The following is a 19608-nucleotide window of genomic DNA, read 5'->3' as shown; positions in this document are numbered from 1 at the left end:
GGCGTTTCCCATGTCCCGCCAATTCGCTGCACCCCGATGTGTCCGCAAGGGCCGAGTCGTACGCCAGACGCTCCGCTCGTCTGGAACCTAGCGGCGAAACTGCTAGAATCGCCGGATTTTTCGCCGGATAGCCGTTCCGATCGCGTCAGTCATCCTCATTACGACTTCCCTTGACGATCGAGCGACGCTTTTCGCCAGCCAACCCACTCGGTGGACACCCATGGCCACGACCGCAACCCCGCTCCAGGCGCGAAACATCAAGAAGCGCTTTGGCACTCACGAAGTGCTCAAGGGTCTCTCTCTCGAGGCGCATCAGGGCGACGTCATTACCCTGATCGGCGCATCCGGCTCGGGGAAGAGCACTTTCTTGCGCTGCATGAACCTGCTCGAGCAGCCCGACGAAGGCGAACTGATCGTCCACGACGAGCCGATCCACTTCCGCGACACCAAGCACGGCCGCGAGCCGATGGACTGGAAGCAGGTCGAACGCATCCGCGCCAAGCTGTCGATGGTGTTCCAGAACTTCAATCTCTGGGCCCACATGACGCTGCTCGAGAACGTCATCGAGGCGCCGGTCCACGTGCTCGGCAAGCCCAAGAAGCAGGCGATCGACGAAGCGCGCTCACTGCTCGACCGGGTCGGTCTGCTCGACCGCGCCGATTACTATCCCACCCAGATGTCCGGCGGCCAGCAGCAGCGCGGGGCGATTGCGCGCGCCCTCGCCATGGACCCGGAAGTGATGCTCTTCGACGAGCCGACTTCCGCGCTCGATCCGGAGCTGGTCGGCGACGTGCTCAAGGTGATGCGCGGACTGGCCGACGAGGGCCGCACGATGATTCTGGTCACCCACGAGATCGCCTTTGCCCGTGATGTCTCGAGCCAGGTGATCTACCTGCATCAGGGCGTGATCGAAGAGTCCGGCGCGCCGGCGCAGGTGCTCGATGACCCACGCTCCGAGCGCCTCCGCCAGTTCCTGGCGCCCAAGCATTGAGGCACGCGACTCGGAGCCAATGACATGATCAACCTTCAAGGTTATGGCCCACGGCTGCTCGAAGGCGCCTGGGTCACGTTCGAACTCGCGGTGCTGTCGCTGATCGTTGCGGTCATCCTGGGTCTGCTGACTGCCAGCGCCAAGCTCTCGCGCAACCGGCTCGTCCACGGCATCGGCACGCTCTACACCACGCTGATTCGCGGTGTCCCCGATCTGGTGCTGATGATGCTGCTCTTCTACGGCGGTCAGATCGGCATCAACATGCTGACCGACCAGCTCTATGAAGCCTTCGACATCGACATCTTCATCAACGTCAACGCCTTTATCGCGGGTGTCGTCACCATCGGCCTGATCTTCGGTGCCTATATGGGCGAGACGTTTCGTGGCGCGTTTCAATCCGTCGAGGAGGGCCAGATGGAGGCCGCGCGCGCCTACGGCATGAGCGACTGGCTAGCGTTTCGCCGCATCCGCTTCCCGCTGATGATGCGCCATGCGCTGCCCGGCATCGGCAACAACTGGATGGTACTACTCAAGACCACTGCACTGGTCTCGATCATCGGTCTCACCGACATGGTCCGCGTGGCCGCCGAAGCCACCAAGGCCACCCACGAGCCCTTTCTGTTCATGGTGCCGGTCGCCATGACCTATCTACTGATCGCCACGCTTTCCGAGTGGATCTTTTCCCGCCTCGCCAAGCGCTACAACGCCGGATTCGGGGAGACGCACTAATGGAGGCACTGACCACCTGGTGGACGGAGCTGCTCGGCGGCAACGCGATCTTCACCGCCAACACGCTGGAGTTCTACTGGAACGGCCTGACGACGACGATTCAGCTGGTCTTCCTGTCGCTGCTGATCGGTATCCTGCTCGCCGTGCCGCTGGCCATCGGTCGGGGGTCCAAGCACCCCTGGATCCGAATGCCGATCTACGCGTACACCTACGTTTTTCGCGGGACACCGCTACTGATCCAGCTCTACCTGGTCTACTACGGTGTGGTGTTCTTCGAAGGCATCCAGGAATCGATGTTCTGGCCGATCTTCCGCGAAGCCTTCTACCCGGCACTGATGGCATTCACGCTGAACACCGCGGCCTACACCACCGAGATTTTCCGTGGCGCGATCAAGAACACCGCCAAGGGCGAGATCGAGGCGGCCCGCGCCTATGGCATGTCGAAGCCGCTCATGCTGCGCCGCATCGTGCTACCCAGCGCCTTCCGCCGCGCGCTGCCGGCCTACGGTAATGAAGTGATCTTCATGCTCCACGCCAGCGCCGTGGCGAGCGTGGTCACGATCATGGACCTGACCGGGGCGGCGTATTACGTCTACGCCCGGTTCTACGCCCCCTTCCAGGCGTTCATCTTCGTGGCACTGATCTATCTCTGCCTCACCTTCAGCGTCATGTTCGTGTTCCGCCGGCTCGAGCGGCGCCTGCTGGCGCACCTCAGACCGCGCGAGGGTTAGACCCGCCCTCACGTTCAACCGCGTCAGCGCTCGACAAAATTCGCCGCCTTGGCGGCACGCCCAAGAGGAAGAACGACAATGAAACAGCGACCGATCACTCTGCTACTCACCGGCGCACTGCTGGGCGGCGCACTCGTCTCCGCGCCCGTCTCGGCACAAGATAGCGTGCGCTTTGGCATCGACGTGCCCTATGAGCCGTTCGTGGTCCGTGATGCCGACGGCGAGCTCAGTGGCTTCGAGATCGATCTAGGGAACGAACTCTGTGATCGCGCCGGCCTCGAGTGCAGCTGGGTCGAGCAGGGCTGGGACGGCATCATTCCGGGGCTGCTGGCACGCAAGTACGACGCCATCCTGTCGTCGATGGCGATCACCCCGGAGCGTGAGCGTCAGGCCCTCTTCTCGCTGCCCTACTACAACACGCCAAGCGTATGGATCGCCGCGGCCGACCGTGACATCGACATCACTGACCGCGACTCGCTCGAGGGCCTCACCGTCGGCGTACAGCGCGGCACGATCCGTGACGTCTACGTCACCGAGACCTACGGCGACGTGCTCGATATCCAGCGCTACGGCTCGTCCCAGGATGTCATCAATGACCTCGAGGCCGGCCGTCTCGATCTGACCTTCGAGGACTTTCCGCTCGCCGTCGAGGGGATCGACTTCCGCGGCGACGACAGCCCGTACAAGCAGCTCGGCGATTCGATCAAGACGCCGACCTCGATCTTCGGCGAAGGCGCGGCCATTGCGTTTCGCAAGCGCGACGAGGCACTGGCCGAGACATTCAACGCCGCGATCTGCGAGGTCTACGCCGACGGGACGTTCGATGCGCTGATGAACGAGTACTTCGACTACGATCTTTCGACGCGTCCGAGCGACGCCGACTGCGCCGACTACCAGTAAAAAGGGCATGACCGGGCACCCGCCTCTCGATGGCGGTGTCCGTCTCCCCTGCGAAAGAAGCCGGCCGGGTTGACCGGCCGCTGCTCCCGCCTTCATCCGTTCACCTCGAGGCCGCATCGTGGAACACCAGCAACATCCCTTGATCGCCCCGGTGCCGGGGACCCAGCGTCAGATCGACAGCTTCCATTTCGGCCCACCGAACGCCGAGCGCCATGTCTACATTCAGGGCTCGCTGCACGCCGATGAGCTGCCGGGAATGATGGTCGCCTGGACGCTCAAGCAGCGCCTTGCCGAGCTGGAGCGCGAGGGGCAGCTCGCCTGTCGCGTCACGGTCGTGCCGGTCGCCAATCCGATCGGGCTCGATCAACAGCTGATGGACACGCCGCTCGGTCGCTATGATTTCGAGAGCCTGACCAACTTCAACCGCCGCTACGTCAGCGTGCTGGAGACAGTGGCAGACGGCCTCGAGCCACTGCTGGGCGACGATGCCGCCGACAACCGGCGCTGCATTCGCGAACGCTTCGCCGCCGCGCTCGCGGCTATCACGCCGACCACCAGTCTGGAATCGATGCAGCTCACGCTGATGCAGCTGGCCTGCGGCGCGGATTTCGTGCTCGATCTGCACTGCGATTTCAACGCCGTCGAGCACCTCTACACCACGCCCGCGGCGTGGCCGGTGTTCGAGCCGCTGGCGCGCTATTTCGGTTCGAAGGCGAGCATGCTGGCCACCGACTCGGGCGGGCAGTCTTTCGACGAATGCTTCACGCTGGTCTGGGAAGGCCTGCGTCAACGCTTCGGCGAGCGCTTTGCGATCGACGACGGCTGCCAGTCGATCACCCTCGAACTGCGCGGCCAGCAGGATGTCTCGCGAACCCTTGGCGAGCGCGACGGCCAGGCAATTCTCGACTGGATGACCTACCTGGGCTTGATCGCCGGTCGCGCTCCCGAGCTCCCCGCGCTGCCTTTCCCGGCCACGGAGCTGGCGGCAATGGACTTTCTCCACGCGCCGATTGGCGGACTCCTGGTGTTCCATCTTGCGCCCGGGGTCGAGGTCGAGGCAGGCACACTGATTGCGGAGATCATCGATCCGCTGAGCGACCGGATCGAGCCGGTCCGGGCGAATCAAAAAGGCATGTTCTACGCCAGAAGCCACCGCCGCATGGCAACGGCGGGCACGATCGTCGCCGATATCGCTGGCTTCGAAAGTCATCGCAGCGGTTATCTACTGGCACCTTGACCACGCAGTAACGTGAGTGTCGCGCTGGGCGATATTCAACCGTGTAAGCATTCGTTATGCTCACAACGTCGCACGGTCCGGTCACAGCAACGGTCAGATTCGCGACTACGCTTACCGCGGACCCAAGCTCGAAGTCACAACACAACAACATTTCCACCGTTTGAGAGAGACGCGATCCATGAAAAAAATGCTGACTACCGGCCTTCTCGGTGCCGCCCTACTCGCCGGCGCCGCGCAAGCCCAGGACACCGAGCAACTGCGCATCGGCGTCGACATCCCCTACGAGCCGATGGAGTACCGCACCGCTGACGGCGAGCTGACCGGTTTCGATATCGAGCTCGGCAACGCGCTCTGCGAACAGATCAATGCCGAGTGCGAGTGGGTCGTGCAGGCTTGGGACGGCATCATTCCCGGCCTGATGGCACGCAAGTACGACGCCATCATGTCGTCGATGACCATCAACGACGAACGTCGCCAGACCGTGCTCTTCTCGGATGCCTACATCCAGCCGCCGTCGGCCTGGTTCGCGGCTGCCGACAGTGGCATCGAGACCATCTACCCGCAGTCGATGGAAGGCAAGACCATCGGCGTCCAGCGCGGCACGCTCCAGGACAACTACGTCACCGACAACTACGGCGACGTGGCCGACATCAGCCGCTATACCACCGCTGACGACCTGGTCCTCGACATGGATGCCGGACGCGTTGACATCGCCTTCCTGGACTTCCCGATCGGCAAGTCGACCCTGCTCGATAGCGACGACGGCAACTACGTCACCGTCGGTAACATGATCAGTGAACCGAAAGAGTACTTCGGCGAAGGTTTCGGCATTGCCTTCCGTCAGCGTGACGAAGACCTGGCAGAACGCTTCAACGAAGCGCTGGCAACCCTCCAGGACGACGGCACCTACGACGAGATCTACGACAAGTACTTCAAGACGCAGTAAGCGCGCATCGGCTATTGCCGAGTGCCAATGATGCAAAAGCCCCGGCCATGGCCGGGGCTTTTGCGTGGCTGACGGGTCAACCGTCGCGGGGCGGGCCGCGGTTATCCCGAACCGGACGGCGCGGCGCCGGCGCGGCGCCAGAAATTGAGCATCCACTGCGCCATCAGGTCGCCATCGATGGGGGCTTCCAGCGAGGCGAGCCCCTCGGTGACCCGCTCGGCCGGCACCTTGTCCGCTCTCAGTGTCATCAAATCCGAGGAGTAGGCCTTGGTGAACTCGGGATGCCCCTGAACGCCGAGAAAGCAGCCGCCGACCTCGATCAGGTAGAACGGACAGAAGTCACTTTCGGCCAGCACGGTCGTCTCAGGCGGTAGCGCCGTCACCTGGTCCTGGTGACTGACCAGCAAGTCCAGGCGCTCGCGGGCCGGCGTCATCCAAGCGGCCGTGTCGGTCACTCGGTTGAAAGAGACGCCCACCCCCCAGCCTCGCTCGCTTTTTTCGACCTCACCGCCAAGGGCATGAGCAATGAGCTGATGGCCGAAACAGACGCCGACCAGCGGACGACGAGCCGTGTAGAGTGTGCGAAGAAACTCGCTGAGCCGCTCGATCCAGGCGAGGCCGTCGTAGACGCCGTGCTTGGAGCCGGTCACGAGCCACGCATCGATTGTCTCGCTGTCGCTCGCCGTCGGAATTTCGCCGTCGAGACAGCGCCAGTGACGAAAGTCGAGCGTTGGCTCGATCCGCGCCAGCAACCGCTCAAACTGCTCGGGATAGTTGCCATGGGCGTCCCGAAGCGGCTCAGCAACGTCGTCACACTGCAGGATGCCGACTCTCATCGGTCACCTCCTCTCATCGCGCCGGATGTGGCGGGGTCAGTTTCGATGGCGGTCATTCTAACCCGGCCCAGCTATCACGAAAACGCGGCGGTCACGCCAGCGAGATGCAAGTGACAATCCCTCTCGGGCGCTACGTTAGGCAGCAATTGTTTACCGTTCTCGTATGGTGAGCGCCGGAACCCATTAGTATTCTGGGCTAAGAATCATGAACCGCACTCCCTCGACGCCGCGTGTCACTCTGCGACGCTCGAATCCGTAGACGGCCGCCCTCGACGGCACCGCGCCATAATGACGCTTCCCCATCGCAGGTGAGCGCACGACTCCAGCAGGGACCTTCATGGAAAACTGGCAGACCTCAGCTCAGGAAATGACGGCGCTCGGTATTGCACTCTGCGCCCTGATTCCGCTGTATCGTCAGCTACGACACCCCGTCGTGGGCACCATCATGGTCGCGTGTCTGGTGGCAGGGTTCGCCTCGATTCCCCTGCCATCATCGATGGATCTGACGCTCGCCGTCATTCTGCTCGGCAGTGTGGTCATGGCGAACCGGCGGCGACGTCTCACCGCCTGGCTGACGCCCAACGACTCCGCGACGTCGAATGCCGCCGGCGAGATCGCGCTCGAGGTGGCGGCCCACCCGGTCACCCATCGACTGCAGGTATTCCATCTTTCACGCTGGTTCGAAGCCATTCTGCTCGACCCCGCCAACCCGGCGCTGCGCGAGGGCGAAACGGTCTATCTGATTCGTCATGACGGGACCCGGGCATGGGTCAGCCGTGTCAGAAGCCGAACTCAGTCCTCCGCCTCGGTCAAGCGCTGGCGACTCGATCTGGGCCACTCCTGACGCCGGCGCGTGACGGTCAGTGATGGCGCGCGGGCGCTCGAGCGGAGTTCGGGCGCTTGAGACGGTTGGCGTCGGGGGCCAGGTTCCTGACGCGACGCGCGGCCCCACAACTCATCACTGCCCTCCCGATCAGTGTCTGGCAAAGCGGGCGACGAAACGCGCCATCGCCGGACCGACCATCACCACGGTGAATAGCCGAAGCGTCTGCAGTGCGACGACGATTCCGACGTCGGCATGCGACTCGACGGCAATGATCGTCATCGAGTCCAGCCCGCCGGGGCTGGTGCCGAGATAGGCGGTCACGAACCGGGTCTGCATGAGCCAGGCAATCCCCCCGGCCGAGAGTGCACAGAGAGTGATCAGCGTTAGCGAGGCGACGATCAGCGCCCCGAGTGAGCGGGCGATGATACGCACGGTCTCGCGATCGAAACGTAGCCCCACATAGACCCCCAGCGCCGCATAGGCGAGCTCGAGCAGCGGCTGGGGCAGTGAGATCGTGATCACGCCGCCGAGGCTCAATAGACAGCCGAGAATCACGGGACCCAACAGCGCCCCCGCCGGCAATCGGCGATCGAACAGCCACACACCCGTGGCAACGGTCGCAAGCGTCGTCGCCATTTGCCACCACCCCATCCCGGAGGCAAGCCAGGGCGTCGGCGGGTGGCCGGCACTGCCCGTCCCCCCCAGAAAGTGACTCACGAGGGCGCCGACCAGCACCACGGCGACGACGCGCACGTACTGCATGGCGGCAACGATCCGCGGGTCGGCATCGTTCTCCTCGGCCATCGCGACCATCGCCGCCGCCGCGCCCGGCGTCGTGCCCCAGGCGGCCGTCGAGCCGGGCAACCCGCCATATCGCACCAGACCAACACCGACGGCCACGCTCAGCGCCAGCGTCATCAGCGTCGCCAGCAACATGATTGGCCACGCCGCGACGATCTGCGTCAGCACCCCGAGGGTGAGCGTCTGCGCGATCAGCACGCCAATGACGCCCTGACCCAGTTTGAACGCCGCCCGAGGAAGCCTGAGCCCACCAATGCTTACCCCGTAGGCGATGGAAACGGCCATAGGGCCAATGAAACCGCCGGCAGGCATGTGGATCAGTGCCAGCAGCCGATTGGCCAACAGGCAGGCGAGCGCGAGCAGAAGCCAGCGCATCCAGCGAGGAGGCGACCACGGCGGCGGCGAGGAAGCAGACGATGAAGAGGAGGAAGAGGAGGAAGAGGAGGACAGGCGCGACACAGCGTTCACTCGACAAAGCGGCGAGCATAGCAGCCGGGGCCGCGGGCAGCTCGCCTCGATAATCTTTCGGGGCCTACCGATAACCGCTGCGATCCAGCTGCTAGAGTCAGTCAGACGAGTCGGGCAGGATGGCCGGATGCCGACTCGACAGCAGGGATCGCGTCTGACTGCGCGGTGGGCAACGGCGGTCGACAGGATCTCGCCATCGTCACAATAACGAGGACACGCCATGTTCGACGTCCCTATTCACGCGACGGATCGCGTACGCAGCCGCCCCAACCCGTCACTGCGCAGCAGCGCACACCGCCCCCTCGCTCTGACCGCCTGTCTCTCGGCGGCGGCCCTAGCATTCGTCGTGGCGAGTCACGCCTTCGCCCAGGCGCCGGTGGAGACCGGGCCACCCAATGCGCCCGACCAGACCCCGGCCTTCGACCGTCAGACCCGCGCGCCCTCGCTGGGCGAGCCGATCGCCACCCGCGTTGAGCGCGTGGCAACCGGGCTCGAGCACCCCTGGGGTCTGGCGTTTCTCGACGCCGATAGCGCGCTGGTGACCGAGCGCCCGGGGCGACTTCGCGTCGTTGATCTGCGAAGCGGCACGCTTTCCGAGCCGATCGAGGGGCTGCCCGATATCGACGCCCGCGGCCAGGGCGGACTGCTCGACGTCAGCCTCGACCCCCACTTCGCGCACAATCGTCGCGTCTATTTCAGCTACGCCGAGCCCCGCGGGGATGGCGAGAATGGCACCGCGGTCGCCCGCGCCGTACTCAGCGAGGATCGCGATCGGCTCGACAGCGTCGAGGTGATCTTCCGTCAGACGCCGGCGTGGCAGTCCACCAAACACTTCGGCTCCGTGCTGGTCTGGGACCACGAAGACCGGCTCTACGTCACTCTGGGTGAGCGCTCACTCCCGGCGCCCCGCCAGCTCGCGCAGGATACCCAGGCGCATCTGGGCAAGGTGATACGCATCCTCGATGACGGCTCGATCCCCGAGGACAACCCCTTCGCGGACGGCGAGGAGGGACTTCCCGAAATCTGGTCCTACGGCCACCGCAACGTGCAGGGCGCGGCCCTGGAGCCGGAGACGGGCCGACTCTGGACGATCGAGCACGGTCCCAAGGGCGGCGACGAGCTCAACCGGCCCGAGCCCGGCGAGAACTACGGCTGGCCGGTGATCACCTACGGCGAGGATTACGACGGCAGCGAGATCGGCAGAGGCATCACCAAACACTCGGCCATGGCGCAGCCCATCTACTACTGGGACCCGGTGATCGCCCCGGGCGACATGACCTTCTACGCGGGCACGCGTTTTCCCGACTGGACGGGCAGTCTGGTCATCGCCTCGCTCTCCCCCGGCGGCCTGGTGCGCCTGACACTCGATGGCGACCGGGTCAGCGGCGAACAGCGACTGCTCACGTCGCTGGGCCGGGTTCGCGACGTTGCCGAGGGGCCTGACGGCGCCCTCTGGTTACTAACGGACCAGCGCGACGGTGCGCTGATCCGCGTGACCCCGGCGCAGGAGTAACCCCGGCGGCCCGTCATAGCGGTAGATGCAGGATGGCGCCGCGAATCCCCGCGGCGTCGATCCAGAGCTTGCCGAGCGTCAATGGCAGGTTGAACCGGCGCTTGCCGGCCGCGCCGGGGTTGAACAGCAGCCGGCGCGTCTCTTCCCTGCCCTGCCATCCCCCCTCACGCCACTCGTTACGTGGCTTGTGCGAGTGTCCATGGAGCACCGCCTCGCAGGCCATCGTCTCGTCGGTATCCGCGATATCGTGAACGAGCTGGAGCACTCGACCGTTGATCTCCAGGCGTCGATGCGTGGGGAGCTCGGCACACTCACCGTCGCGATCGATATTCCCCCGCACGCTATAGAGCGGCGCCAGCGCCTCGAGGCGCCGAAGAATGGCGGGATCGCCGACGTCGCCGAGATGGATCAGCGGATAGCAGTCCGCCAGCAGCGCCAGCGCCTCGTCGCGCAACAGTCCGTGGGTATCCGAAATGATGCCGACAGGGCTCGACGTTGAGATTCTGGTCGTCGCTATCACTGTCTCTCGTGTCCTCGTTTCGCCGATGCCGACACCGTCAACGCGGCTCTCCAACGCAAGACGGCCCCGAGGGGCCGTCCGTGGAATCGATAGGCCGGGGCTCAGGCACCACCGGGATTGGCCTTGGACGAGGCGGTCTTTTCGAGGCTCTCGAAGGTCAACGTCTCGTCGGCATCCATCTGGCAGGTGATGTTGTACATCGAATTGCCCTCACCGAGCAGGTCGACGCGCAGCTCGAAGGTATCGCCCGCGTCGAGCTCGCTGGCATCGAAGTCCTTGGCGTTATTCTCGTAGACCTCCTTGCCCTCGATATCGAAATCGGTGTCGTTCTCGTCCACCGCGAGCTGCTTGCACTCCGCGGCCTTCGGCGGCACGCCTTCGCTCTGGCTGGCGGTCTCGTTGGCGCCGTCTCTGGCCTGTACCTGCGGCTGGTGCTGCACTTCCGCCACGGCCCCCGTGGCGAGCAGCATGGCGCTCAGCGTCAGACCCAAGCCGGCGCCCATCATCTTGTTCAGCGACATTGCACGTCTCCCTGTTGTGCGAGTGCCTCTGGAGTATAGGAGAGCGCGGCCAGGGTGCACGCCCGGGTCGAGCGCCCGCGCCCGATGACGGTGGCTCAGCCCCAGAGCCGCCGGGTGGCGATGGTCGCGCCTTCGCTCAGCGCCTTGAGCTTCGCCCACGCCACGTCCTGGGCCACGAACTCGTAGCTTGCGAAGGTGCCGAAGCCGCAGTCGGTGCCGGCGACGATCCGTTCGCGGTCGCCGACAGCGGCCACCGAAGCGCAGATGCGATTGGCGACCACTTCCGGGTGCTCGAGATAGTTGGTGGTGACGTCGATCACTCCCGGCAACAGCAGCATGTGATCCGGCAGCGGGTGCGTCTTGAACGACACGGTCTCGTGCTCGTGGCGCGGGTTGCCCAGGGGAATGCTCAGGGCGCCGACGTTGGCGCGATAGAGGATCGGCAGCAGCTCGGAGACCGGAACATCATCCTGGTGCGGCCCCTGCCAATTACCCCAGCAGACGTGCAGGCGGACGCGATCCGCCGGAATATTCTCCAGCGCCAGGTTGATCGCCTCGACGTGAAGTTCGACCCGCTCGAGAAAGGTGCCGAGATCGGCGTCGCCGAACATGATGACCCGCTCCATGGCGAGATCCGGCGCGTCGAGCTGCAACACGTGGCCGGCGGCGACGATCGCCTCGTACTCGTGCTTCATCTCGCGGGCGACGGCCAGTACGTAGTCACGGTCGGTGGGATAGTCCGGATTGTCGTCGGCGCGCAGCATGGTGGTGGTCACAACGCCGGGAGACGCCGCTGTCATGAAGGTCTCCGCCGGCTGGGCGCCGCCGGCCAGCGCGGTCGAAAACGAGGCGAGCTCCGCTTTCACCCCAGCGAGGGTCGGATCGTACTGCACCGCGCGCTGGGCCAGCGGCGTGTTCCAGACCTTGGCCAGATCCTCCGACACGCCGATCTGGCGCGCCATGTGGGCGGCATAGCCGGGGAAGCGCTGCATATCCAGCGCCGGCTTGCGCCGCCCCTCGCCGCCGAAGCCGGTCATCCGCTCGGTGACGTAGGTCGAGAAGCCGACCCGCGGCACCTCACCGTTGTTGATGCTGTCGAGACCGGCGTCGAGCTGACCGCGAATGACCCCGTCGAGGCACTCGGCGACCTGGCGGTCCAACTCAGCGCCGTCGATCGCCCGGCCCTGCTCGCGCTGGACCAGCAGTTTCGACAGTGCCGGCGTGCGCGGCAGGCTGCCGGTATGCGTGGTGAGGATGCGATCGCGGCTGGTTCTCATGGTGACTCCTGACAGAAAAAGAGGCGGCGAAACTCGCCGTGGGATCGACACATAGAATAGGGAAATTGTCGGCAGCGACCCCAGCGAGACGTCGAGCGGTTCAAGATAGCGCGTCCGACACGACGGCGCCCCCGACACTCACGTGCCGGGGGCGCCGGTCGTTACCTGGCGTCGGATTTCAGTCGATGCCGTCGTCGAGCGCTTCGGGGAGGTCGGTCACCGCGCCTTTCGAGGCGGAGCTGACCGTGCGCGCGTATTTCGCCAGCGTACCGCGGGTATAGCGCGGCGCCGGCCGTTTCCACGCCGCCCGACGGCGCTGCATCTCGGCATCGTCGATGTGCACGGTCATGACGTCATTCTCGGCGTCGATGGTGATCTGATCACCATCCTCGACCAGGCCGATTGGCCCACCGACGAAGGCCTCGGGCGTGATGTGGCCGACCACGAAACCGTGGCTGCCGCCGGAAAAGCGCCCGTCCGTGATCAGCGCGACCTGATCGCCGAGTCCGCGCCCCATGATCGCCGAGGTCGGCGTGAGCATCTCGCGCATGCCGGGGCCGCCCTTCGGCCCTTCGTAGCGGATCACCAGCACGTCGCCGGCGACCACGGTCAGGTCGTTGATGCGCGCCTGGGCCTCCTCTTCGGAGTCGAACACCCGAGCACGACCGGTGAAGCGGGTGCCCTCCTTGCCGGTGATCTTCGCCACCGCGCCTTCCGGCGCGAGGTTGCCGTAGAGAACACGCAGGTGGCTGGTCGCCTTCACCGGGGCGTCGAGCGGCTTGATGATCGACTGGTCCACCGGATAGGGGGCCACGTCGGCGAGATTCTCGGCCAGCGTCCGACCGGTGACGGTCAGGCAGTCGCCGTGGAGCAGTCCGGCATCGAGCAGGATCTTCATCATCGGCTGGATGCCGCCGACGGCGACCAGCTCGCTCATCATGTAGTGGCCGCTCGGACGCAGATCGGCAAGCACCGGGACCCGCTTGCCGATCTCGGTGAAGTCGTCCAGCGACAGCTCGACGCCGACAGTGTTGGCGATCGCCAGCAGGTGCAGCACGGCGTTGGTCGAGCCGCCCAGGGCGATAACCACGGTGATGGCGTTCTCGAACGCCTCACGCGTCATGATATCGGAGGGCTTGATGTCGAGTTCGAGCAGATTGAGCACGGCCTCGCCGGCTTCGCGGCTGTCGTCCTGCTTGGTCTGCGATACCGCATCCTGCGCCGACGAGTTGGGCAGGCTCATGCCCATCGCCTCGATGGCGGAGGCCATGGTGTTGGCGGTGTACATGCCGCCGCAGGAGCCCGGCCCCGGGATCGCCGTCTCTTCGATCTGCTTGACCTCGATCAGCGACTTGTTGCCCTGGGAGTAGGCGCCCATCGCCTCGAAAACCGACACGATGTCGGTGTGGCCGGCGCCGGGCTGGATGGTGCCGCCGTAGACGAAGAGGCTCGGACGGTTCAGGCGTGCCAGCCCGATCATGCAGCCCGGCATGTTCTTGTCGCAGCCGCCGATGGCGACCACGCCGTCGAACCCTTCGCAGCCGGCGACCGCCTCGATGGAGTCGGCGATGATCTCCCGCGAGGCCATCGAGTACTTCATGCCTTCGGTACCGTTGGCGATACCGTCGCTGATGGTGATGGTATTGAACACCACGCCCTTGCCGCCGGCGGCATCGGCGCCGTCGCTGGCCGCATCCGCCAGCACGTTGATGTGGCTGTTGCACGGTGTGACCCGGCTCCAGGTCGAGGCGATGCCGACCTGCGGTTTCTTGAAGTCGTCATCGTTGAAACCCACCGCACGCAGCATGGCGCGGCTGGCCGCCTTGCCCGGGCCGTCCACCACCTGGGCGGAGTGACGGCGGCGGTGATCGGTGTTCTCGCTGACATCGGGTGTCGCGGAAGCGGCGTCTTCGGGACGGTCCTGCTGGCTCATCGAGCGCTCCTGTAATCGTCTGTTCGCCCGCGGCAAAGGCGGCGCCGGTCGGGACTTGAGAGGGTCGACGCCTGCCGGCCGGGATGACACGGCAATAAGGAACGGCAAGCATCGGCGTCACGGTCAAATGACGGGTACGCGGACATGAGCACTCTTGTGGAGCAGGCAACACACCCGGCACGCTGCGGATACGTCATTGTAGCCACGTTGGCAGGCCGGCGACATCCGCAGCGTGGGGCGTTGTGCCATACTCCCGCGTTCGCTGCGCACGAGGATACGGAGCCGTCACCGCATGTTCGACTTCAAGGAAATCGACGCTTTCGTCTGGATCGTCCGGCTCGGCTCGTTTCGTCTGGCTGCCCGGCATCTGCATCTCACCCAGCCGTCGGTCTCCGATCGCATCGCCCGGCTCGAGGCCACGGTGGGCGAGCCTCTGCTGGAACGGACCCAGCGCCCCATCAAACCGACCCCCAAGGGGCGGCAGTTCTATCGCCACGCCCTGAAGCTGCTGCAAGCGCGGGAGGAGGCGATGGCCATGGTCGAACTGGGCACCCCGTTTCAGGGCACACTGCGCCTGGGGGTCGTCGAGACCATTGCTCACAGCTGGCTGCCCCAGTTTCTGGCCGAGCTCTCCCGGCGATTCCCGGAGATGACGCTGGAACTGGAAGTGGACACCTCGCCGGGGCTGGCAGCCAAGCTGCACAGCCGCGACATCGACATGGCCTTCATGATGGGGCCGGTGACCCGGCAGGACGTCTTCAATCGCTTCCTGTGTCACTACAAGATGGGCCTGATCGCCAGTCCGCAGCTGGGCATCGACCCCGACGACTTTTCGCTGCAGCGCCTGAACAAGCTCGCCTTGATTACCTTCAATCGCGAAAGCCGCCCCTACCGCGAGCTGGGATCACTGCTCCATCACCAGCGACTGGAACATCTCAAGCTGCACTGCTCGAGTTCGGTATGGACGATCGTGCGGATGGCGCTCGACGGCATCGGCATCGGCGCCATCCCGCCCCGTCTGGTTCATGAAGAGCTGGTGCAGGCGCGGCTGATCGAACTGCCGATCGCGCTGCCGGAGCTGGAATTCACGGCGTCGTGGCCGCAGCACCTCGATGGCTCGCTGGCCGAGGGCGTGATCGAGCTGGCGATCGAGATCGCGCGTGAGGATCAGGCGCGCCACCCCCAATACGCGCTGTGAGCCACGCCCTCTGGGTGAGACACGCCCTCTGAGTCGACGCACCGCTGGGGCTCGCGACCGCGCCCATGACCGAATACCGACGGCCACCAACGGGGCCGCCGCAGCCAGGTCGGGACGGCCGATTCGGGTGAAAGGTTTAGTCGATCTTTAGGGATATGAAAAATCGATTTGCCTTATCGACGAGCGCTTCTTATGGTCGGGTCAACAACCACAATCAGGAAAGCTCGATGTCAGACGAACGCACCATCGACCTTGCCTCTCCGGCCCACGCGCGCGAAGCCATTCGTCGCGGCGACTGGCAGCGCCACACCAGCGGACTGGCACCGGGCTATGCCCAGGCCAATCTGGTGATACTGCCTGCACGTCACGCCGAATCGTTTCTGCGTTTCTGCCAGCGCAACCCTCGCGCCTGCCCACTGCTCGACGTCACCGACCCGGGGGATCCCTACCCTCGCGCGCTGGGCAGCGACATCGATCTGCGTCACGACGTGCCACGCTACCGACTCTACCGGGACGGGGAGCTGAGCGAAGAGCGCACGGATATCGCCGATCTGTGGCAGGAAGATTTCGTCACCTTCTCCATCGGCTGCTCGTTCTCCTTCGAAGACGCGCTGATCGCCGACGGTCTGGCGATCCGCCACATTCAGCTCGACCGTAATGTGGCCATGTACCGCACCCAGATCCCGCTCGAACCCAGCGGCCCCTTCGGCGGCAACCTGGTGGTCTCGATGCGCCCCTTCAAACCGGCGGACGCCATTCGCGCCGTACAGATCACCACTGACATGCCGCGAGTCCACGGTGCCCCTGTCCACATCGGTCTGCCGCAGTCGTTGGGCATTGCCGATCTGTCACGCCCGGACTTCGGCGACGCCCCGCTCATCCACGATGACGAGCTTCCGGTCTTCTGGGCCTGTGGCGTGACCCCCCAGGCCGCCCTCGAGGCCGCCAGGCTGCCGCTTGCGATCACCCACAGCCCGGGGCACATGCTGATCACGGACATTCCCAACCAGCGCCTGAAATACGGCTAGACGCGACGCAACCGCAGCGTCCATGAGACGGCTGCCGTGGTCCGATACGAACATCAACAGCATCAACAACATCAACAACATCAACAACATCAACAACGAACGCCAAGCGAGGCCTTCCCATGACTCGACACTCCGTCAACACTCCCCGTCGTCGCCGCGCCCTGACCGCGCTGGCCGCCACCGTTCTCGGCGCCGGCATGGTGTCCACGGCCTCGGCCGACACAGCGCTCAACGTCGTCGGCAGCTGGAGCAGCCTCGAACTGCACCAGAAATTCGAGCAGCCGTTCTGGAGCGAGACGCTACCCGAGGCCAGCGACGGCGAGATCACGACGCAGGTCACCAGCTTCGATCAGATGGGCATCGCCAGCGGCGACGTCTTCCGCTATCTCGGCGACGGGCTGTTCGACGTCGGCATGACCGTGGGTGACTACACCGTCAGCGACGCGCCCGAGCTCGAAGGGCTCGACCTGCCGATGATGACCACGGACAGCGATCAGGCTCGCGCCGTGGCCGAGGCCTTCCGCCCCATCGCCGAAGAGGCGCTGAACCAGCGTTTCAACAGCCACGTGCTGGCGATCGTCCCCTATCCCGCCCAGGTGCTGTTCTGCAACACGCCGATTTCGGGACTGGCTGACCTCGAGGGCAAGAAGGTCCGCGGCAGCGGCCGCTCGACCGGTGAGTTTCTCGAAGCCCTCGGCGCGCAGAGTCTCAACATCGCCTTCAACGAGGTTCCCGGCTCGCTTGAGCGCGGCGTGATCGACTGTGCCGTCACCGGCTCGATGTCCGGCTATAGCGCCGGCTGGTACGACGTCTCCAGCCATATGCTGCCGCTGCCCATCGGCGGCTGGGACTACGTCATCACCGCCATCAATCAGGACAAGTGGGAAAGTCTCGACCCCGCCGATCAGCAGTTGATCCAGGCACAGGTCGATGACGCCTTCACAGCGCCCGCCTGGAACAACGCCAAGAGCGAAACCCAGCGCGGCATCGCCTGCCTCACGGGGCACGGTGAGTGCCCGGCCGGCGATGCCGCCGACATGACGCTGGTCGAGCCGACCGAGGCCGATACCGAGCGCGCCCGTCAGGCACTGCAGAACGTCGTGCTGCCGGCGTGGGCCAGCCGTGTCGATGCGGCAACGATCGAGCAGTGGAATGCCGGCGTCGGCCAGGTCGTCGACCTGCAAGCCGAAGCCCCCTGACCTCCGCCTCCCGGCGCGCTGCCCGAGAGCCGCACGCCGGGTTTGCTATCTTCGACAGGCAGAACCGCTTCATGTCTACCTTCATCAAGGGCCTCGACGGGCTGGTGCGCTTCACCCGCGGCGTCTCTCGCCTGGCGGCGCGGGTCATCGGTCTGGCACTGCTGGGCGTGGTCGCCTTCATCGGCGTCGAGATCCTGCTGCGCAAGCTAACCGGACACTCGCTCTCCGGCGTTCACGAGTATGCCGGCTACGTGCTCGCCGTCCTGTCGGCGTGGGGTATTTCCCACACCCTGCTCGAACGGGCGCATATCCGAATCGATGTCGTGCACGGGCGGCTGCCGCCGCTGTCGCGCCACGCGCTGAACGTCATCTCCTTGCTGGCGCTCAACCTGGTGGCCTGGGTGATCGCCGTGAATGCCTGGCCGGTCCTGAGTAAATCGCTCGCCAACGGCTCCACTGCCAACACACCACTGGCCACCCCGCTGTGGATTCCCCAGCTCCTCTGGGCCGCGGGCTACTGCTGGTTCGCCTTTACCACCAGTGTCATGGGTCTGCGCGTACTCGCCGCGCTCTTCCAGCGCGACGTGCCGACGCTGGACGCACTGGCGGGCATGGATAACGGCGAAATCACCGAAGCTCTTCCCGCCAAGGAGACCCACTGATGCTCGGATTTCTCTCGGTCGGCATTCTCACGCTGCTGCTCGCCGGCATCCCCGTTGCCGTCACGCTGTTCCTGCTCGCCTTCGGTGTCGACCAGTTCTTTTCGTTCTTCCCGCTGACCAAGGCGCTGGGCCAGAACCTGTGGTCGGCCGCAGACTCCTTTCTGCTGATCGCCATCCCCCTGTTCGTGCTGATGGGCGAGATCATTGTGCGCGCCGGTATCGCCGAGAAGGCCTATCGCGCCATGGATCACTGGCTCTCCTGGCTGCCGGGCGGCCTGATCCACGCCAACATCACTACCGCTGCGCTGTTCTCGGCGACCTCGGGGTCGTCGGTCGCCACGGCCGCGACGATCTCCACGGTGGCGCTGCCTCAGGGCGAGAAGCTCAACTACGATCCGCGCCTTTTCTGCGGCAGCATCGCCGCCGGCGGCACGCTAGGCATTCTGATTCCGCCGTCGATCAACCTGATCGTCTATGGCTTTCTCACCGAAACCTCGATTCCCAAGCTGTTCATGGCAGGGCTGATTCCGGGTCTCGGGCTGTCGCTGCTGTTCATGGCCATGGCGCTGGTGCTGTGTCTGTGGAAGCCAAGCCTCGGCGGGCCGCGTAGCGTCGCCAGCTGGAGCGCGCGTCTGCGCAGTCTGGCGTTTCTGGCACCGCTGCTGATCCTGTTCGCGGTCATCGTCGGTTCGATCTACCTCGGCTGGGCCACGCCCACCGAAGCCGCGGCGGTCGGCGTCATCGTCTCGCTGGGGCTGGCAGCGGCCAATCGCCGCCTGGATCGCCAGATGTTGATTGCCGCGCTCGACGGGACAGTCAAGACGACCTCGATGCTGCTGTTCATCATCCTGGCGGCCTCGTTCCTCAACTTCGCGCTGACCTCGTCCGGTCTGGTCCAGCAGCTGAATACGCTGCTCAGCACCCACGACCTCTCGCCCTACGCGCTGCTGTTGGCGGTGATCGCGCTGTTCGTCGTGCTGGGTTTCTTCATTGAGACGCTGTCGCTGATGGTCATCACCATTCCCATCGTCACGCCGCTGATCGCCGCCGCCGGCTTCGACAAGGTGTGGTTCGGCGTCGTCATGATCCTCTTCGTCGAAATGGCGCTGATCACGCCGCCGGTGGGGCTCAATCTGTACATCGTCCAGGCGGCTCGCCGCGGCAAGCCATTCTCCGATGTCGTCGTCGGGACGCTGCCCTTCATCGGCGCGATGCTGCTGATGGCCGTACTGCTGGTGATCTTCCCCAGCATTGCGCTGTGGCTGCCCAACTCGCTGTGACCCGAACTTTTC

General features: G+C 65.0%; 19 protein-coding genes. 13 read left to right on the top strand and 6 right to left on the bottom strand.

Going from position 1 to position 19608, the window contains the following annotated elements:
- Positions 1 to 220 precede the first annotated feature (220 nt).
- From DOM41_RS06605 to DOM41_RS06580, 6 genes are all read left to right on the top strand, one after another.
- Positions 221 to 991 carry an ABC transporter ATP-binding protein gene (locus tag DOM41_RS06605; protein WP_110686041.1) on the top strand — a complete coding sequence of 257 codons (771 nt, stop codon included), beginning with the start codon at positions 221 to 223 and terminating at the stop codon, positions 989 to 991.
- Between the two features lie 24 nt (positions 992 to 1015).
- Entirely contained in the window at positions 1016 to 1720 is a 705-nt protein-coding gene (locus DOM41_RS06600) for an ABC transporter permease (protein ID WP_110686040.1), read from the top strand.
- The gene (locus DOM41_RS06595) at positions 1720 to 2451 is read left to right on the top strand and encodes an ABC transporter permease (protein ID WP_110686039.1); all 732 of its coding nucleotides are present in this window, start codon (positions 1720 to 1722) and stop codon (positions 2449 to 2451) included. The genes DOM41_RS06600 and DOM41_RS06595 overlap by 1 nt, the downstream gene beginning before the upstream one ends.
- Before the next feature lie 78 nt (positions 2452 to 2529).
- Entirely contained in the window at positions 2530 to 3351 is an 822-nt protein-coding gene (locus DOM41_RS06590) for a transporter substrate-binding domain-containing protein (protein WP_188112369.1), read from the top strand.
- A gap of 118 nt (positions 3352 to 3469) precedes the next feature.
- Positions 3470 to 4588, top strand: coding sequence for a succinylglutamate desuccinylase/aspartoacylase family protein (locus tag DOM41_RS06585; RefSeq protein WP_110686038.1), 1119 nt, complete (start codon positions 3470 to 3472; stop codon positions 4586 to 4588).
- A gap of 178 nt (positions 4589 to 4766) precedes the next feature.
- Entirely contained in the window at positions 4767 to 5534 is a 768-nt protein-coding gene (locus tag DOM41_RS06580) for a transporter substrate-binding domain-containing protein (RefSeq protein ID WP_110686037.1), read from the top strand.
- 101 nt (positions 5535 to 5635) lie between these two features.
- Here the strand turns inward: DOM41_RS06580 and DOM41_RS06575 are convergent, their stop codons facing one another.
- Entirely contained in the window at positions 5636 to 6370 is a 735-nt protein-coding gene (locus tag DOM41_RS06575; protein ID WP_110686036.1) for a glutamine amidotransferase-related protein, read from the bottom strand.
- 337 nt (positions 6371 to 6707) lie between these two features.
- On the opposite strand from DOM41_RS06575, the gene DOM41_RS06570 reads away from it, so the two are divergent.
- Positions 6708 to 7214, top strand: coding sequence for a hypothetical protein (locus DOM41_RS06570; RefSeq protein WP_110686035.1), 507 nt, complete (start codon positions 6708 to 6710; stop codon positions 7212 to 7214).
- Positions 7215 to 7343: 129 nt separating this feature from the next.
- Here DOM41_RS06570 and DOM41_RS06565 read toward each other — a convergent pair whose 3' ends face one another.
- On the bottom strand, positions 7344 to 8372 hold the full coding sequence (locus DOM41_RS06565) for an AbrB family transcriptional regulator (protein ID WP_110686034.1): 1029 nt from the start codon (positions 8370 to 8372) through the stop codon (positions 7344 to 7346).
- Positions 8373 to 8685: 313 nt separating this feature from the next.
- Here DOM41_RS06565 and DOM41_RS06555 point away from each other — a divergent pair, with 313 nt between their 5' ends.
- A complete protein-coding gene (locus DOM41_RS06555; protein WP_110686032.1) occupies positions 8686 to 9978 on the top strand; it encodes a PQQ-dependent sugar dehydrogenase in 1293 nt (430 codons plus the stop codon).
- Positions 9979 to 9991: 13 nt separating this feature from the next.
- Here DOM41_RS06555 and DOM41_RS06550 read toward each other — a convergent pair whose 3' ends face one another.
- The 4 genes from DOM41_RS06550 to ilvD all read right to left on the bottom strand — a co-directional run bounded on the left by DOM41_RS06550 (position 9992) and on the right by ilvD (position 14229).
- The gene (locus tag DOM41_RS06550; protein ID WP_245391762.1) at positions 9992 to 10498 is read right to left on the bottom strand and encodes a metallophosphoesterase family protein; all 507 of its coding nucleotides are present in this window, start codon (positions 10496 to 10498) and stop codon (positions 9992 to 9994) included.
- 101 nt (positions 10499 to 10599) lie between these two features.
- The gene (locus tag DOM41_RS06545; protein ID WP_110686031.1) at positions 10600 to 11019 is read right to left on the bottom strand and encodes a hypothetical protein; all 420 of its coding nucleotides are present in this window, start codon (positions 11017 to 11019) and stop codon (positions 10600 to 10602) included.
- 95 nt (positions 11020 to 11114) lie between these two features.
- Positions 11115 to 12296, bottom strand: coding sequence for a cobalamin-independent methionine synthase II family protein (locus DOM41_RS06540; protein WP_110686030.1), 1182 nt, complete (start codon positions 12294 to 12296; stop codon positions 11115 to 11117).
- Between the two features lie 178 nt (positions 12297 to 12474).
- Positions 12475 to 14229, bottom strand: a complete 1755-nt coding sequence (gene ilvD / locus DOM41_RS06535; RefSeq protein WP_110686029.1) for a dihydroxy-acid dehydratase — start codon at positions 14227 to 14229, stop codon at positions 12475 to 12477.
- Positions 14230 to 14521: 292 nt separating this feature from the next.
- Between ilvD and DOM41_RS06530 the strand changes: the two genes are divergently transcribed.
- From DOM41_RS06530 to DOM41_RS06510, 5 genes are all read left to right on the top strand, one after another.
- Positions 14522 to 15427: a LysR family transcriptional regulator gene (locus tag DOM41_RS06530; protein ID WP_110686028.1), complete on the top strand. Its 906-nt coding sequence runs from the start codon at positions 14522 to 14524 to the stop codon at positions 15425 to 15427.
- 227 nt (positions 15428 to 15654) lie between these two features.
- Complete coding sequence (locus DOM41_RS06525) at positions 15655 to 16455, top strand: putative hydro-lyase (RefSeq protein WP_110686027.1); 801 nt, start codon at positions 15655 to 15657, stop codon at positions 16453 to 16455.
- Between the two features lie 119 nt (positions 16456 to 16574).
- Positions 16575 to 17654: a TRAP transporter substrate-binding protein gene (locus DOM41_RS06520; RefSeq protein ID WP_110686026.1), complete on the top strand. Its 1080-nt coding sequence runs from the start codon at positions 16575 to 16577 to the stop codon at positions 17652 to 17654.
- 71 nt (positions 17655 to 17725) lie between these two features.
- On the top strand, positions 17726 to 18316 hold the full coding sequence (locus DOM41_RS06515) for a TRAP transporter small permease subunit (RefSeq protein ID WP_110686025.1): 591 nt from the start codon (positions 17726 to 17728) through the stop codon (positions 18314 to 18316).
- Complete coding sequence (locus DOM41_RS06510) at positions 18316 to 19596, top strand: TRAP transporter large permease (protein ID WP_110686024.1); 1281 nt, start codon at positions 18316 to 18318, stop codon at positions 19594 to 19596. The genes DOM41_RS06515 and DOM41_RS06510 overlap by 1 nt, the downstream gene beginning before the upstream one ends.
- The last annotated feature ends 12 nt before the right edge of the window (positions 19597 to 19608 follow it).

This window comes from Salinicola aestuarinus (genome assembly GCF_003206645.1).
Classification (GTDB): Bacteria; Pseudomonadota; Gammaproteobacteria; order Pseudomonadales; family Halomonadaceae; genus Salinicola; species Salinicola aestuarinus.
Note: the sequence above shows the minus strand (reverse complement) of the source record. Positions and strands in the feature narration are given on the sequence as shown.